Source organism: Streptomyces sp. DG1A-41, assembly GCF_037055355.1.
Lineage (GTDB): Bacteria > Actinomycetota > Actinomycetes > Streptomycetales > Streptomycetaceae > Streptomyces.
This window is the reverse complement of sequence record NZ_CP146350.1, coordinates 7663357-7679473: the sequence shown is the minus strand read 5'-3', so window position 1 is coordinate 7679473 and position 16117 is coordinate 7663357. Positions and strand designations below refer to the sequence as shown.

The 16117-nt window shown below is 72.0% G+C and carries 11 protein-coding genes and 2 pseudogenes; 6 read left to right on the top strand and 7 right to left on the bottom strand.

Annotated elements, in window-relative coordinates:
* Window positions 1-13: 13 nt before the first annotated feature.
* From V8690_RS35645 to V8690_RS35630, 4 genes are read right to left on the bottom strand one after another with little or no spacing between them, the layout of a single operon-like run.
* Window positions 14-946: an LD-carboxypeptidase gene (locus tag V8690_RS35645; RefSeq protein ID WP_338784178.1), complete on the bottom strand. Its 933-nt coding sequence runs from the start codon at window positions 944-946 to the stop codon at window positions 14-16.
* Window positions 943-2910 carry a prolyl oligopeptidase family serine peptidase gene (locus V8690_RS35640; RefSeq protein WP_338784177.1) on the bottom strand — a complete coding sequence of 656 codons (1968 nt, stop codon included), beginning with the start codon at window positions 2908-2910 and terminating at the stop codon, window positions 943-945. Before V8690_RS35640 ends, V8690_RS35645 begins: the two co-directional genes overlap by 4 nt.
* 5 nt (window positions 2911-2915) lie before the next feature.
* Complete coding sequence (locus tag V8690_RS35635; protein ID WP_338784176.1) at window positions 2916-4229, bottom strand: M20/M25/M40 family metallo-hydrolase; 1314 nt, start codon at window positions 4227-4229, stop codon at window positions 2916-2918.
* The gene (locus V8690_RS35630) at window positions 4222-5055 is read right to left on the bottom strand and encodes a M55 family metallopeptidase (RefSeq protein WP_338784175.1); all 834 of its coding nucleotides are present in this window, start codon (window positions 5053-5055) and stop codon (window positions 4222-4224) included. The genes V8690_RS35635 and V8690_RS35630 overlap by 8 nt, the downstream gene beginning before the upstream one ends.
* 545 nt (window positions 5056-5600) lie before the next feature.
* Here V8690_RS35630 and V8690_RS35625 point away from each other — a divergent pair.
* Window positions 5601-5858, top strand: a pseudogene (locus V8690_RS35625) (FAD-dependent monooxygenase); the annotation flags it as partial.
* 509 nt (window positions 5859-6367) lie between these two features.
* On the opposite strand, the gene V8690_RS35620 reads toward V8690_RS35625, so the two are convergent.
* Window positions 6368-8758: an MFS transporter gene (locus V8690_RS35620; RefSeq protein ID WP_338784174.1), complete on the bottom strand. Its 2391-nt coding sequence runs from the start codon at window positions 8756-8758 to the stop codon at window positions 6368-6370.
* Window positions 8759-8914: 156 nt separating this feature from the next.
* On the bottom strand, window positions 8915-9358 hold the full coding sequence (locus V8690_RS35615) for an SRPBCC family protein (RefSeq protein ID WP_338784173.1): 444 nt from the start codon (window positions 9356-9358) through the stop codon (window positions 8915-8917).
* Window positions 9359-9529: 171 nt separating this feature from the next.
* Between V8690_RS35615 and V8690_RS35610 the strand changes: the two genes are divergently transcribed.
* From V8690_RS35610 to V8690_RS35595, 4 genes and pseudogenes are all read left to right on the top strand, one after another.
* Window positions 9530-10570 carry an Rv2578c family radical SAM protein gene (locus V8690_RS35610; RefSeq protein WP_338784172.1) on the top strand — a complete coding sequence of 347 codons (1041 nt, stop codon included), beginning with the start codon at window positions 9530-9532 and terminating at the stop codon, window positions 10568-10570.
* A 403-nt stretch (window positions 10571-10973) separates the two neighbouring features.
* Window positions 10974-12176: an IS110 family transposase gene (locus V8690_RS35605; RefSeq protein ID WP_338784171.1), complete on the top strand. Its 1203-nt coding sequence runs from the start codon at window positions 10974-10976 to the stop codon at window positions 12174-12176.
* Between the two features lie 140 nt (window positions 12177-12316).
* A pseudogene (locus tag V8690_RS35600) lies at window positions 12317-12710 on the top strand (RidA family protein).
* A 32-nt stretch (window positions 12711-12742) separates the two neighbouring features.
* Window positions 12743-13246, top strand: a complete 504-nt coding sequence (locus tag V8690_RS35595) for a GNAT family N-acetyltransferase (protein WP_338784170.1) — start codon at window positions 12743-12745, stop codon at window positions 13244-13246.
* Window positions 13247-13248: 2 nt separating this feature from the next.
* On the opposite strand, the gene V8690_RS35590 is transcribed toward V8690_RS35595, so the two are convergent.
* Window positions 13249-13824 (bottom strand): adenylosuccinate lyase, encoded by a 576-nt coding sequence (locus V8690_RS35590; RefSeq protein ID WP_338784169.1) that lies wholly within the window; start codon window positions 13822-13824, stop codon window positions 13249-13251.
* 393 nt (window positions 13825-14217) lie between these two features.
* On the opposite strand from V8690_RS35590, the gene V8690_RS35585 reads away from it, so the two are divergent.
* Window positions 14218-16023: a 3-hydroxybutyryl-CoA dehydrogenase gene (locus V8690_RS35585; protein ID WP_338784168.1), complete on the top strand. Its 1806-nt coding sequence runs from the start codon at window positions 14218-14220 to the stop codon at window positions 16021-16023.
* Window positions 16024-16117: the final 94 nt, after the last annotated feature.

The window sequence follows — 16117 nt, the reverse complement described above, 5'->3', positions numbered from 1 at the left end:
CAGTAGCGGGTGCTCAGCCCAGGGCCGGCTCGTCGAACGCCAACGTGCCCGTGGATGCGTCCAGTTCGGCCAAGATCCCGAGCGGCATCGTCAGCGCGCCCTCACCGTGCCCGAACCCGAACTCCTCCACGACCGGGACGCCGAGGCCGCCCAGCCGGTCGGCGAGCACCGCGCGCAGCTCCTCGTACGGGCCGCATGCCGCCCAGGACCCGAGCAGGATCCCGGCGACGCCGTCCAGCCAGCCGGTGCGCAGGAGTTGGGTCAGATACCGGTCGATGCGGTACGGGCTCTCTCCCACGTCCTCGATGAGCAGCAGCCCGTCCCGGGCCCCGGCGAGGGCGTGCGGGGTGCCGAGGTCGCTCGCGAGCAGGCTGAGGCAGCCGCCCAGCGTGACGCCCCGGGCCCGTCCGGGCACCAGCGCGGTGCCGCCCGGGGGCACGGCGGTGACGGTCCGCACGGACTCGGGGTCGAAGAGGGTCGCCCGCAGGTGTTCCTGCGCCCGGGCGTTCTTGAGGAAGTCGACGCCGGCCGCCGCCGGGCCGTACAGGGTGACCAGTCCCAGGCGGGTGGCGAACGCCTGGTGCAGGACGGTGATGTCGCTGAACCCGGCGAACACCTTCGGGCCCGCCGCCCGCATCGCCTCCCAGTCGAGCAGGTCCACCATGCGCTGCGCCCCGTAGCCGCCCCGGGCGCACAGCACCGCGGCGACAGCCGGGTCGCACCAGGCGCTCTGGAGGTCGGCGGCCCGCTGGCCGTCCGTAGCGGCCAGGTAGTCGAACTCCCGGTGGCGGCCGAGCACATGGGGCGCCACCACGGGGTCGAGGTCCCAACCGCGCAGGACGTCGAGCCCGGCCTGGAGCCGCTCCTCGGGCACGGGCCCGCTGGGCGCGACAATGGCCACGCGGGCGCCGGGGGCGAGCCGGGGCGGTCGCAGCAGCGGTCTCACTCGACCAGCTCCAGGGGCGGGACGCCGGGCGGGTTCAGCACGAAAACCTGGGCGTACAGGGAGAGTTCTGCCTCCAGGGCGCGCACCATGGTCTCCGCCCGCCGGAATCCGTGCCCCTCCCCCTCGAAGGCGAGGTAGGCGTGCGGCGCCGGCCGGGCCCCGAGCCTGGCCAGGAACCGCTCGCATTGGACGGGCGGGCAGATCACGTCGTCCAGGCCCTGGAGCAGCAGGAACGGTACGCGGAGGCGGTCGGCGTGGGTGGCGGGCGAGCGCTCCGTGTAACGCGCGGGCACGTCGGCGAGCGGTCCGATCAGGGTCTCCAGGTACCGCGACTCGAAGTCGTGGGTCTCCCCCGTCCCCCAGCCGGTGAGGTCCAGGATGGGGTACTTGATCGTGCCGCAGGCGTAGACGTCGGTCGTGGTGAGCGAGGCGGCGGCGGTCCAGCCGCCCGCGCTGCCGCCACGGACGGCGAGCCGGTCACGGTCGGCGGTGCCCTCGTCGGCGAGGGCGAGTGCGACGGCGGCGCAGTCCTCGACGTCGACCACGCCCCACTGCTCGCGCAGCCGTTCGCGGTACGCGCGGCCGTATCCGGTGGAGCCGCCGTAGTTGACCTCGGCGACGCCGATGCCGCGCGAGGTGAAGTAGGCGATCTCCAGGTCGAGCACGAGCGGTGCCCGGCCCGTGGGCCCGCCGTGCGCCCAGACGACGTACGGCGGCAGCTCGTCCGCGGGGGCGACACAGCCGGGGTGGTGCGGCGGGTAGATGTGGGCATGGATGTCGCGGCCGTCGGGGCCGGTGAAGGTGCGGATCTGCGGCTCTGGGTAGTACGCGGGGTCCACGACGTCGTCGTGCTCGGCGCCGATGACGCGGGCGCGGCCGGTGCGGGCGTCCAGCTCGACGACCTCGTAGGCGCTGCGCGGGCTGGCGCCGACGGCGACGACCCGGTCGCCGTGTACCGCGAGGGTGGCGGCGAACTCGGTCCAGGGCCCGGCCGCGTCGACGACCTCACCGGTATCGGGGTCCAGGATGCCGAGGGCGGTGGCGCCCCGGCCGTGCACGACGGCGATCAGGCCGCTGTCGAGCGGCGCGAACCATCGCATCCCCAGTTTCCACAGCGCCCCGCCGAACTCCTCCTCGCGCGGGCACAGCTGCTCCCCGTCGAGGTAGAGGTTCCACCAGCCGCTGCGGTCGCTCGCGTACAGCAGGCGGCCGTCGTGGGTGAAGTCGGCCTGGGCGATGGACTCGCCGGGCCCGCCGGCGACGGTCCGGGCGCCGTGCAGGATGCCGTCGGGGCCGACGTCGGCGAGGAGCAACTCGGTGCCGTCCCACGGCATGCGGGGATGGTCCCAGGCGAGCCAGGCCGCCCGCCGCCCGTCGGGCGACAGCTTCGGCCCGGTCACGAACCGGTGCCGGTCGTCGGTGAGTTCACGTACGGCGTCGCGGTCCCGGGCGGCGGAGCCGTCCAGCGGTACGGCGGCCAGGACACGGCGCACCTCGGTGGGTTCGGCGCCGGTGAACTCCTCCAGCACGCACCACACCTCACCCCGCTCGAAGCGCAGTTGCGGCTCGGCCCAACGCAGGCCCGCGCCCACGTCGGACACGGGCGTGAGCGGGCGCGGCTCGCCGCCCGGCTCGTACCGGTACAGCCGCTGGTCGGCGAAGTTCACGAACACCACCAGCGGGCGGCCGTCCTCCTGCGCGAGGGCCGCCCACGGGTGTCCGCCGTACTCGATGACCCGGCTGCGCACGTTCCACGGCGCGGGCAGCAGCGACTGCTCCCGGCCGTCGGCGTGCCGCCGCACCAGGGTGCGCCTGCCTGCCTCGGCGGGGCGCGGTTCGGTCCACCACACCTCGTCGCCGACGAACCCCACGTGCTCCGGGTGCCCGTCGTGCGCGGCGGCCAGGGCCGCGTCGATGGGTGAGGGCCATGACCCGTACGCCAGCGTCCGCACCGTCTGCCCCACCCCCCCTAGGCCGTCCGCAGGAACCGGTCGAGCACGCGCACGCCGAAGTGCAGCGCCTCGATGGGGACCCGTTCGTCGACGCCGTGGAACATGGCGCCGTAGTCGTAGCCCTCCGGCAACTTCAGCGGTGTGAAGCCGTAGCCGGTGATGCCGAGGCGGGAGAACTGCTTGGCGTCCGTGCCGCCGGGCATGCAGAACGGCACCACGTGCCCCTCCGGGGCGAACTCCTCGACGGCGGCCCGCATCCGGGCGAACGTCGCCGAGTCCACCGGCGCCTGGAGGGCCACCTCGTGGTGGTGGAACTCCCACTCCACGTCCGGCCCGGTGAGCCGGTCGAGGGTGTCGCGGAACTCGTCCTCCCCGCCGGGCAGATACCGGCCGTCGACGTACGCCACGGCCTCCCCGGGGATCACGTTGATCTTGTAACCGGCGTCCAGCATGGTCGGGTTGGCGCTGTTGCGGATGGTCGGCTCGACGAGTTGGGAGGCCGGTCCGAGCTTGTCGAGCAGCCGGTCCACGTCGGTCAGATCGGGCTCGACGCCGTACAGCGCGGCGAGTTCGGTGAGCGCGGCCCGCACGGTCGGGGTCAGCCGCAGCGGCCACTCGTGTTCGCCGATCCGGGTGATCGCGGCCGCGAGCCGGGTGACCGCGTTGTCCTTGTTCACCTTGGAGCCGTGCCCGGCCCGGCCGCGCGCGGTGAGCTTCAGCCAGGCCGTGCCCCGCTCACCGGCCGAGAGCGGGTAGATCTGCCGCCCGGCGCCGTCGTGGAAGGTGAAGGCGCCCGACTCGCCGACGCCCTCGGTGCAGCCCTCGAACAGCGCGGCGTGTTCGTCGGCGAGGAACCCGGAGCCGTCCTCGGCGCTGGCCTCCTCGTCCGCGGTGAAGGCGATGACGATGTCCCGCCGGGGCCGGACGCCCTGGCGCGCCCAGGCGCGGAGCACGGCGAGGATCATCGCGTCCATGTTCTTCATGTCGACGGCGCCGCGCCCCCAGACGACCCCGTCGCGGATCTCCCCGGAGAACGGGTGCACGCTCCAGTCGGCGGCCGCGGCGGGGACGACGTCCAGGTGGCCGTGGAGCAGCAGCGCGTCGGCCGAGGGGTCGGTGCCCTCGACGCGGGCGACGACGTTGGTGCGGCCCTTGGTGCGTTCCAGGAGCGTCGGCTCGATGCCGGCCTCGGCGAGCCGCGCGGCGGCGTACTCGGCGGCGGGCCGCTCCTGGCAGTCGCCTCCGCCCCGGTTGGTGGTGTCGATCCGGATCAGGTCGGACGTGAACGTCACGACCTCCTTCAGCGCCTGCCCGTCCACCTGGTCAGCCATACTGCTCCTCCACCGCGGCCGAGACGATCGTGGTGAGCGCCTTGAAGGCGCGGATGCCCTCGTACATGGTCTCGCTCGTGTAGGCCACCTTCCGCTCCCCGGTCCGCTCCACACCCGGCACGACGGTGGCGGCCATGGCCAGGTGCTCGGCGTCGAACTCCACGGCGACGGTGAACGGGCCCCCGCGCGCGGGTTCGTGCCGTACCGCCAGGGAAGCCGCTTCCTTGGCCGCCGCCCGGATCTCGGCCGCGGTCCTGGCGGGCGTACGGCACACGGCCGCGTACCGCGAGACGTGGTCCTTCACGGCGACCTTCAGCGCCTCGGGCGCGTACCCGAGCGCGTCCTCGCAGGCGACGTCGTCCCCGGTGACCAGCACGACCGGCACGCCGAACTCGGCGACGACATGGGCGTTGAGCAGCCCCTCGCTCGCCGGTACGCCGTTCAGCCACACGCCCGTGATCTGGTTCGCGAGGTAGGTGTGCGCGAGGACGCCCTCCATGCCGGCGCCCGCGTGGTAGCCGACGAACGCGATGCCGTCCACGTCGCCGTGCTGCACGCCCTCCACCATGGACAGCGCCTTGTGCCGCCCGGTGAGCAGCTGGGCCCGTTCGTCCAGCTGCTCCAGCAGCAGATTGCGCATGGTCGAGTGCGCCTCGTTGATGACGACCTCGTCGGCGCCGCCGTCGTAGAAGCCGAGCACGGCTGCGTTGACGTCCGAGGTGAACAGCGAGCGGCAGCGTTCCCACTGCGACGCGCCGGGCATGACGTCGTCCGGCCAGGTGACGCCGGTGGCACCCTCCATGTCGGCGCTGATGAGGATCTTCATGCAGCGTCACGTTACGCGCCGGCGAGGGAACCTGCCATGACGCGGACCTGTTCTTCGCGGGTGTGGCCCTTGGTGCCGGCCGGGTGGGACCGCCGCCCGGCGGTGCGGGGTGCTGCCGGCGGCTGCCGGGGCCGGGGTGTTGCGCAACCCGGCGCTGCGGGGTGCCGCTGTGCCCACCCGTGCCGCCCTGGCTTGATCTTTGACGTCCGGCGTCGAATGGTGCGTCGAACTTGATCACTAGGTCCGGTCACTGCCCTACGCAGAAGCGGCCTTCGTCTGAAACGGGCGGCAGCCGACGGCACCCTCCCCATCGTCGAGACAACGGTGATCCGCCCGGACATCGACCACCTGCCCAGCGCAGCCACCCCCAAGCCCGTCTGGCTGTGGTGGTCCGGCACCGACGCCCGATGCCGAACAGGACGGGCGCGACGACGATCAGCCACGGCTGGTCGACCAGGCCCATCAGAGCGAAGGCGGGGATCGAGCAGTTCCGCGCCGGTGTCCGGCGTGCCCATCCGGGCTTCGCCGCACGGCTCGACGAGGAGATCCGCGACTGGGACGATGTCAAGTCGCTCGACGTCCGGATCGACCGGCTGCGCCGCTGGTACGCGCCCGGTCTGCTGTGCATCGGAGACGCGGCCCACGCCATGTCACCGGCCGGCGGCGTGGGCATCGACCTGGCGGTGCAGGACGCCGTCGCCGCGGCGCGGATACTCGGCCCGGTGCTGCGGGCCGGATGCACCCCGGGAACGGCGCATCTGCGGGCCGTCCAGCGCCGCCGCCAACTGCCCATGAGAGTCGTCCGGTTGACACAGCTGCATCTGGGAGACCTCCATCCCAGCGCCGACCGCAAGAGCATCGACCGGCCAGCTGGTGGTCCGCCTGAACCGGCTCCTGTCGTTCTTCCCGCATCTGATGGCCCGGCTGGGGCCGGTGGCAGCTCGTCTCGTACTACGGCGAGGACGGCCAGGGCCGCACGAGCGAGGGCCCGCTCGGCCCCTGAACCACGGGCTGCTGTACTACGCGGACGGCTACATGTCGGTGAACTGGCACGCGGAACCCCTGTGTCCGGCGCCGTCAACTACCTGGGCAACGCGGGCGGTTGGCGTCGCGCCGCCCCCGACGTCGTCGTCCACTCCATCGAGGTGTGCTCCAACCCCGCCTGGGCCGGCACCGAGCAGACCCGCACCCTGTCGCTCGTGGCGACGTACCGACCCTGCGCGGGCACGCCGTCGTCGACGGCCGCGTGCAGCAACGCGTGCTGACGTGGTAGCGCGCGGCCTGACGAAGCACCGGCGTGCCGGTACGGGGCTCAGTCCTCGTGTCCCAGCTGGAGGTCCCGCTCGGTGCGGCCGCCGCCGGCCACCTGGAGGACGGTGGCGACGGGCGGGTAACCGGCGGCGATGACGGTGTACTCGCCGGAGGACAGGTCGACGAACCGGAACGTGCCGTCGGGGCCGGTGGTGAGGGTGTCGACGACGTTGCCGGCCACGTCCAGCAGGGTGACGCGCGCGTCCTCCACGGGCCGGCCGCCGCCCGCACGGACGGTGCCGCGCAGGACGGCGCCGCCGGCCAGTTCGATGTCCCGGCGGGTCTCGCGGGCGGCCTGGACGGTGACGGGAAGGGCGGCCGGGCGGAACGCGGGCGCGCTGGCGGCGAGGGTGTACTCGCCGGCCACCAGGTCCGTGATGACGTAACCGCCCTCGCGGCCGCTGCGGGTGGTGGCCACGACCTCGCCGTGCACGTTGGTGAGCGTGACGCTGGCGTCCCGCACGGGTGTGCCGTCGGCGGTGACCACGCTGCCGACGAGGTTCCCCGCGCCGCCCAGGACGATGTCCAGCTCGACGGGGCGCTCGCCTACGGTCACGGAGACCGCCTGCGGCTGGTGGCCGCCCGCGGCGGCGATCAGCACGTACGCGCCGGGGCCCGGCGTGGCCAGCGCGTAGCGTCCGTCCTCGCCGCTGGCGCCGCGCCCGGTCTGCTGCCCGGTGACGTCGATGAGGGTGAGCGCCGCGCGGGGCACGACGGTCCCGTCGTGGTGCTGCACCGAGCCGCAGACGGGGATTCCGGCGGTGTGGGGAGCGCGTGCATGCGGGATCGGGGTGCTCCCCGGCGCCGTGTCCGGGTCGGTGACGGAAACGTTGTGGGACACCAGGGGTTTCTCCTTGAGGAAGAGGGCGATGACCAGTCCGAGGACGAGCACCGGCACCAGGTAGAGGAAGATCCGCGGCATGGCGTCGGCGTACGCCCCGATGTAGCCGTCGCGCAGCGCCGGGGGCAGGGTGTGAACGAGCTGCGGGGTGATGGACTCGGGGTCGGGGAGCCGGTCGTCCGCGCGCGAGGGCAGGTGGTGGGCGAGTGCGTCGGCGAGCCGGTCGGCGAAGAGGGTGCCGAAGACGGCGGCTCCGACGCTGCCGCCGAGCTGCCGGAAGTAGTTGTTGGCGCTGGTGGCGGTGCCGAGGTCGGCGGGGCGCACCGAGTTCTGCACGGCGAGGATCAGCGCCGGCATCACCATGCCGATGCCGGCGCCGAGGACGGCCATCCAGATGCTGTAGTGCAGCCGGGGCGTGTCGGCGTCGAGGCGGGACAGCAGCCACATGCCGGCGACGGAGAGGGCGCCGCCGAGGATCGGGGAGGCCTTGTAGCGGCCGGTGTGGCTGATGAGCTGTCCGGCGATGATCGAGGCGCCGACGATACCGGCCATCATGGGCAGCATGAGCAGGCCCGATTCGGTGGCGGAGACCCCGTCGACCATCTGGAGGTAGGTCGGCAGGTAGCTGGCGGCGCCGAACAGTCCGGCTCCGGTCACCAGGCCGACCAGGCCGGTGACGGTGAAGACGGAGTCCCTGAACAGCCGCAGCGGAATGAGGGGTTCGGCGGCGAAGGACTCGGCGACGAGGAAGAGGACGGTGGCCGCCGCCGCTCCGGCCGCGAGGCCGAGGATCACGCGCGAGTCCCAGGCGTACTCGGTGCCGCCCCAGCTGGTCAGCAGGACCAGGCAGGTGGAGGCGGCGGTCAGCAGCAGCGCGCCGAGGATGTCCAGCCGGGCCTTGCCGGCCGGTTTCGGAAGCTTCAGCGCGACGGCGACGACGACCAGCGTGACCAGGCCGAAGGGCACGTTGACGTAGAAGCACCAGCGCCAGGAGAGGTGGTCGGTGAAGTAGCCGCCGAGCAGCGGTCCGGCTACGGAGGCGAGTCCGAAGGCGGCGCCGATCAGGCCCATGTAGCGGCCGCGCCGCCGGGCGGGCACGATGTCCGCGATGATCGCCTGGACACCGGTCATGAGGCCGCCCGCGCCGACGCCCTGGAGGGCCCGGAAGGCGATCAGCTGGTCCATGGTCTGCGCCCGGCCCGCGAGCGCGGAGCCGACGACGAAGACGACGATCGCGAACTGGAAGACGCCCTTGCGGCCGAGAAGGTCGCCCAGCTTGCCGTAGATCGGCAGCCCGACGGTCGCGGTGAGCAGGTAGGCGGTGATCGCCCAGGACATCCGGTCCAGGCCGTGCAGCTCACCGACGATCTTCGGGAGCGCGGTGGCGACGATCATCTGCTCCAGGGCGGCCAGGAGCAGGGCCGGCATGAGCGCGACGAAGACCAGCCGCACCCTGCGCGGGCTCAGTTCGGCGGCCGGGGCCTGTGGTGGGGCCGGGGGTCCGGGAGGCGCCACCGCCGGTTCGTCCTGCGCCAGAGTGATCCCGCCCACCTACCGCTCCCCTCGTCGCGCTGCCGCACAATTCCCGCGTAAAAGCGACAACTACGAGCAAGCGCGACGAGTTACGGCACACGCCGGAGCCGAACGGAGATCACCCGAACCAGTGAGGGGCACAACGACCCCTGGAAATCCCCGGTTTGAGAGGAGCTACTTCTCGACCTCGGCCGCGAGCTTGGCGAGCAACGCGTCGTAGATCCGGCCGAGGCCCTTGGGTGCGAAGGTCTTCTCGAAGAAGCCGCCGATGCCGCCGGCGCCGGTCCAGGTGGTGGTCACGACGACCCGGGACTTGCCGTCGCCGGCCGGGGTGACGCGCCAGGTGGTGACCATGGAGGAGTTGCGGTCCTTCTCGACCAGCTCTCCGTCGGTGGGCTCGCTGACCTCGAGGAGGCAGTCGCGCACGCGCTTGCTGGTGGCCTGGAGCTTCCAGTGGACGAGGGTGCCCTCGCCGTCACCGCCCTCCCGGACCTCGTACTCGCTGAACTGCTCGGGCAGCAGCTTCGCGCGCGTGCCGCTGTAGTCGGCGAGGGCGTCGAACACCGTCTCCGCGTCCGCCGCGACGATCCGCTCCGTAGTGGCCTCGACCTGCGCCATCGCTTTCCTCCAGGACATGGGTTCTCGGGGGTTGGGGGCAAGCCAACCACCCCGCTGCCCGGCCGCCCAAATCGGGGTGGCCCAACCCGGTCGGACACGTTCGGAAAGCGCCCTCGCACGATCAAGGGAACATGTGTTCTATTCTGTGGTCAGTGCTACCGAGGAGGCGTCATGCGCTGGGAGAACCTCACAGTGGACTCCGAACACGGCCGGGCCGACGCCGCGCTGTTCGGCGCGGACGCCGTGACCACCCGTACCTTCGACACACCGGAGTTCCGGGGGATCACCTTCCACGAGATCCGGGCCCGTTCGATCATCAACCGGGTGCCGGCCGTCTCCCGGATGTCGTTCCAGTGGACGGTCAATCCCTATCGCGGCTGCTCACACGCGTGTGTGTACTGCTTCGCGCGCAAGACGCACAGCTATCTCGACCTCGACACGGGCCTCGGCTTCGACTCCCAGATCGTGGTCAAGATCAACGCGCCGGAGCTGCTGCGCCGGCAGCTCGGCTCGCGCCGCTGGCAGGGCGAGCACATCGCGATGGGCACGAACGTCGACTGCTACCAGCGCGCCGAGGGCCGCTACCGCCTGATGCCGGGCGTCATCTCGGCCCTGCGCGACCACGCGAACCCCTTCTCGATCCTGACCAAGGGCACGCTCATCCTGCGTGACCTGGACCTGATCAAGCAGGCGGCGGAGGTGACCGACGTCGGCCTCTCCGTCTCGGTCGGCTTCACCGACCAGGAGCTGTGGCGCACCGTCGAACCGGGCACGCCCGCGCCGGAGCGGCGCCTGGAGGTCGTACGGACCTTCGGCGAGCACGGCATCGGCTGCGGTGTGCTGATGGCGCCGGTGATCCCGTTCCTGAGCGACGGACCGGCCCAACTGCGCGCCACCGTGCGGGCGATCGCGGCCTCCGGCGCCACGTCCGTCACGCCGTTGGTGCTGCATCTGCGGCCCGGCGCCCGCGAGTGGTTCATAACCTGGCTGGAACAGCACCATCCGCACCTGGTGGCGCGCTACCAGCGGCTCTACGCGGAGGGCTCCTACGCCCCGAAGTGGTACCAGCGCCGGATCACCCGTCAGGTGCACGAACTGGCCGAGGAGTACGGCATCGGGCCCACGCGCGCGGAGATGCCGCGCCGGACCCGGCCCCCTGAGCCGGTCGAGGAGCCCCCGGTGTCCGGGCCGACTCAACTCTCGCTCCTTTAGGAACGTTCGAGTAGGAGCGTTCGAGCGCATCCGAAGACCCATCCGGGTCATGACATTCGGCACGATGAGTTCTTCCAGGACCTCCTTCCGGCTGCCTCGCCGACTCCGACATGCCAGGCCGAGCACATGCTCCAGTTCCCCCCCGTTATCTTCTTCACGGTCCTGCAAGAGGGCCGCTGGCCTCCGGGCCCGGCATGGCTGGTCCCCCCTGTCGAACCGATGACCTGGGGGGTGGTGCCACCGGGCCCGAGAGGCGCCGTTGGAGACGCTGATGAGAGGTCCGACTACCGCCCGGCCGAGCGCAACGCCCGGCCGCGTACGGGCGGCAGGTCTGCATAACGTGGATGCGCGCACGACGCCAACGCCCAGGCCAGCACGCACAACATCCGTTCGAGAGGACGGCTTGCACGACAGCGACGAGATAGGCGTCTTCCTCGGCCTGGACGTCGGCAAGACGAACCATCACGGCCACGGTCTCACCCCGGCCGGCAAGAAGGTCTTCGACAAGCAGCTGCCCAACACCGAGCCGAAGCTGAGACAGGTCTTCGACAAGCTCCGTGAGAAGTTCGGCACTGTCCTGGTGATCGTGGACCAGCCCGCCTCGATCGGCGCCCTGCCGCTGACAGTGGCCCGCGACACGGGCTGCCAGGTCGCCTATCTGCCGGGCCTGTCGATGCGGCGGATCGCCGACCTCTACCCCGGCGAGGCCAAGACCGACGCCCGCGACGCGGCCGTGATCGCCGACGCGGCCCGCACCATGCCCCACACCCTGCGCTCGCTGGAGCTGACCGACGAGATCACCGCCGAGCTCACCGTCCTCGTCGGCTTCGATCAGGACCTGGCGGCCGAGGCCACCCGCACCAGCAACCGGATCCGCGGCCTGCTCACCCAGTTCCACCCGTCGCTGGAACGCGTCCTCGGGCCACGCCTGGACCATCAGGCCGTGACCTGGCTGCTGGAACGCTACGGATCCCCCGCCAGCTTGCGAAAGGCCGGACGCCGCAAGCTCGTCGAGGTCATCCGGCCCAAGGCCCCGCGCATGGCGAAACGGCTGATCGACGAAGTCTTCGACGCGCTCGACGAGCAGACCGTCGTGGTCCCCGGCACCGGCACCCTCGACATGGTGATCCCGTCGCTGGCCCGCTCGCTCAGCGCCGTCCACGAACAACGCCGGGCGACGGAAGCCCAGATCACAGCCCTGCTGGAGGACCACCCTCTTTCCAAGGTCCTGACGTCGCTGCCCGGCGTCGGCGTCAGGACCGCCGCCACATTGCTGGTCACCGTCGGCGACGGCACCAGCTTCCCCACTGCCGCCCACCTCGCCTCCTACGCCGGCCTCGCCCCGACCACGAAGTCCTCGGGGACCTCGATCCACGGCGAACACGCTCCCCGAGGCGGCAACCGGCAACTCAAACGCGCGATGTTCCTGTCCGCGTTCGCCGCCCTGCACGACCCCGCCTCCCGCACCTACTACGACAAATGCCGGGCCGGAAGAAAGACCCACACGCAAGCCCTCCTCCGCCTCGCCCGCCAGCGGATCAACGTCCTGTTCGCGATGCTCCGCGACGGCACCTTCTACGAACCCCGAACCCCCCGCCTCGCTTGACGAAGGACATAGAGGCCCCCCCCGCCGCGCCGCTCCCGGCCGACGAGCTGGGCGCCGCGTTGGAGGTGACCCCACGCGTAAACGTGGCCCAACGCACCTTCTGAACGCACGGATCGGTGCCGTGGTCCACCATGGGACCCATGACTGAGCTGACCAGAATTCCGCGCCCGGGGTCGCCGCCGCGGCCCAGTACAGCCACGTCGTCATGGGCACCGGCCGTTTCGTGGCGATCGCGGGACAGCTCGCGCTCGACGAGCAGGGCCGGCTGGTCGGAGAGGGCGACCCGGCGACGCAGGCCCGTCAGGTCTTCGACAACCTCCGGCGCTGCCTGGCCGCCGCCGGGGCGACCTTCGACGACGTCGTCAACTCACCTACTTCGTCACGGGCATGACCCACATGCCCGCGATCCGCGCGGCCCGCGCCGAACACATACCCGACGACCGGCTGCCGGCCGCCTCGGCGGTGCAGGTCGCCGCGCTGGTACGCCCGGAGTTCCTGCTGGAGGTCGAGGCGTTCGCGGTGGTGGCGGAGTGAACCCTTCGACAAGGGCGCTTCGGACACGGGAGATGACGCTCGCCGACTGCGACCGCGTCGCCGAGATCCGCATCGACGGCTGGCAGACCGCGTACGAGGGGCTCGTCCCGCAGTCATACCTGGACGGGCTCAGCGTCTCGGAGGACGCCGAGCGCCGCCGCTCGTACTTCGCACAGGCCGACGGCAGCGTGGTGAACCTGGTCGCCGAGGACTCCGGCGGCGAGATCGTCGGCTGGGCCTGCCACGGGCCCTACCGGGACGGTGACGTCTTCACCGATGACGCCGAGTTGTACGCCGTCTACGTCCATCCGGAACACCTGGGACAAGGCGCGGGACGGGCTCTGCTCATGGAGTCCATCGCGCGCTGCTCCGCCGCGGGCCACAACCGTCTGCTGCTGTGGGTCCTCAAGGGAAACAACCGGGCCCGCCGCTTCTACGAACGGGCCGGCTTCCACGCGGACGGCGCCGAGGAGCCCTTCGAGGTGGACGGTGTCGTCGTCCCGGAGGTGCGGTACGCACGCGCGCTGCCCCGCTGATATCACCTCTGCTTCGGAATCCGCCCCAGCGCCCGCACCGCCGCCTCCGCCAGCACCGGATGCGCGAGGGCCTCGTTCAGTACGGGTCTGGCCCGGGCGTCGCCCAGCGTGCCGAGCCCGTCCACGCAGGCGAGGGCCACGCGGCGGTACGGGTCGTGCGGGCGCAGCCGTCGCTGGAGGGTGGTGATCAGGGCGGGCACGGCCTCCGGGGCACGCAGTTCGACCAGGAGCCGGACGGGGTGCAGGGCGTAGGCGACGCGCAGTTCGTTGGTGGCGAGGGCGGCGGCCGCGCGGGCGGTGCGCGGGTCGCCGAGGCGGGCGAGGGCGTAGGCGGCGGAGGCGCAGCGCGGCGGGTCACGGTGGTTGAGCATCAGCACCAGGGACTCGAAGGCCCGCCGGTCCCCGGCGACTCCGAGCCGGAAAGCGGCCAGCTCCCTCGCCCACAAGGGCTGCCCGGGCTCCGTCAGCACCGCGGCCAGGGCGTCGAGGTCGTCGGTCGCCACGAGCCGCTCGAAGGCGGGCGACGCCCCCGACTCCTGCCGTAAGCGCTCCGTGAGTGATCGCAACTCTTCGTCCATGACGGAGAGATTAGAGGCGTCGCGAGCTGTGCGGGACGTACATCACAAACACGAGGGCTGGCGCGCTCGTTACCCGCGAGTTAAGCTCAGACGAGCGAGTTACCCACTCGCATTTCCTCGCGGCGGTCTGGTGACGCGGCCGTCGTGAGAGCAGTCGGTTCGGTACTTCAGGTACCGCAGTACGGCTCGGCCCCGGGACAGGGCCGGCCGGAACCGCCGTTCACCGGGCGTGTGCACGCCCGGCCCGACGGCACCGGGCGTGTGCGCCAGCAGCCCGGCCAACACCCGCACTTCTCACGCACCCGGTGCGCCCGAGGTCCGGCTCTCGCCTGTCCGCCTTCGGCGCACCCGGGCGGCGTTCCCCGTCGTCACCCTCATTCCTGGAGTCCCGCGATGGCCACTCCCCTTTCCGACTCGTCCCAGTCCCCGCTGCGCACCGTCGCCGTCGTCGGCCTCGGCACGATGGGCACCGGCATCGCCGAGGTCCTCGCCAAGGCCGGCCGCGAGGTCGTCGGCATCGACATCAGCGAGGCCCAGGCCGCGAAGTGCGTCGCCGCCCTGGAGTCCTCCACCGCCCGTGGCGTCGAGCGCGGGCGGCTGACCGAGCAGGACCGCGCGGAGATCCTGGACCGCGTCCGCACCTCCACCGACCTGCGGGCCGCGGCCGACGCCGACCTGGTCATCGAGGTGGTTCCGGAGTCGTACGAGATCAAGCAGCAGGTCTTCCGGGAACTGGACGGGATCGTGCGCCCCGAGACGATCCTGGCGACCGGCACCAACGCCCTGTCCGTCACCCGGCTCGCCGCCGACTCGGCCCGTCCGGAGCGGGTGCTGGGCCTGCACTTCTTCAACCCGGCCCCGGCGATGCGGCTGGTCGAGGTCGTCTCCTCGGTGCTGACCGCGCCGGCGGCCGTCACGGCGGTCACCGATCTCGCCCTCGACCTGGGCAAGGAGCCCGTCGCGGTCGGCGACCGCCCCGGGTTCGTCGCCGACGGCCTGCTGTTCGGCTACCTCAACCAGGCCGCCGCGATGTACGAGGCGAAGTACGCCTCCCGTGAGGACATCGACGCCGCCATGCGGCTGGGCTGCGGCCTGCCGATGGGCCCGCTGGCGCTGCTCGACCTGATCGGTGTCGACACCGCGCGCACGGTCCTGGAGGCGATGTACACCGCCTCCCACGACCGGCTGCACGCCCCCGCGCCGATCCTCAAGCAGCTGAGCGAGGCGGGCCTGACCGGCCGCAAGGCGGGCCGCGGGTTCTACACCTACGAAGCGCCCGGCAGCGGCACCGTCGTGCGGGACGCGCTGACCCCGCTGGAGGGCGGCGACCTGGTTGCGGGCCGGGAGGTCCGCTCGGTCGGTGTCGCGGGCTCGGGCACCATGGCCTCCGGTATCGCCGAGGTCTTCGCCAAGGCCGGGTACGAGGTCGTCCTCGCCGCCCGCAGCGAGGAGAAGGCCCAGGCGGCGAAGGCCCGGATCGGCAAGTCCCTGTCCCGCTCGGTCGACAAGGGCCGGATGACCGCCGAGGCCGCCGCGCAGACCCTGGACCGCGTCACGCCGACGGGCACCTACGACGACTTCGCCGACGTCGACCTGGCCGTGGAGGCGGTCGCCGAGGACCTGGAGGTCAAGCGGCAGTTGTTCACCGCGCTGGACAAGGTCTGCAAGCAGGGCGCGGTCCTGGCCACCACCACCTCGTCCCTGCCGGTCGTCGCCTGCGCCCGGGCCACCTCGCGCCCGCAGGACGTGATCGGCATGCACTTCTTCAACCCGGCGCCGGCCATGAAGCTGGTGGAGGTCGTGCGTACGGTGCTGACGGCCGACGACGTCCACGCGACGGTCCGCGAGGTCTGCGGCCGGATCAGGAAGCACGCGGTCGACTGCGGTGACCGGGCGGGCTTCATCGTGAACGCGCTGCTGTTCCCGTACCTGAACAACGCGATCAAGATGGTGCAGGAGCACTACGCGTCGCTCGACGACATCGACGCGGCGATGAAGCTGGGCGGGGGTTACCCGATGGGCCCGTTCGAGCTGCTGGACGTCGTCGGGCTCGACGTCTCGCTCGCCATCGAGAAGGTCCTGCACCGCGAGTTCCGCGACCCGGGGCTCGCCCCGGCGCCGCTCCTCGAGCACCTGGTGGCCGCGGGCTGCCTCGGCCGCAAGACCGGCCGTGGCTTCCGCGAATATGCCAAGCGCTGAGAGTCCCGGCGACTGGTTCCGGTCCGGCGCGGAGTGGGGCGGCCTGCTCGGCCCGGACCGGTTCGCCCCGCCCTCGGGCGGCGGCGCAGAACCA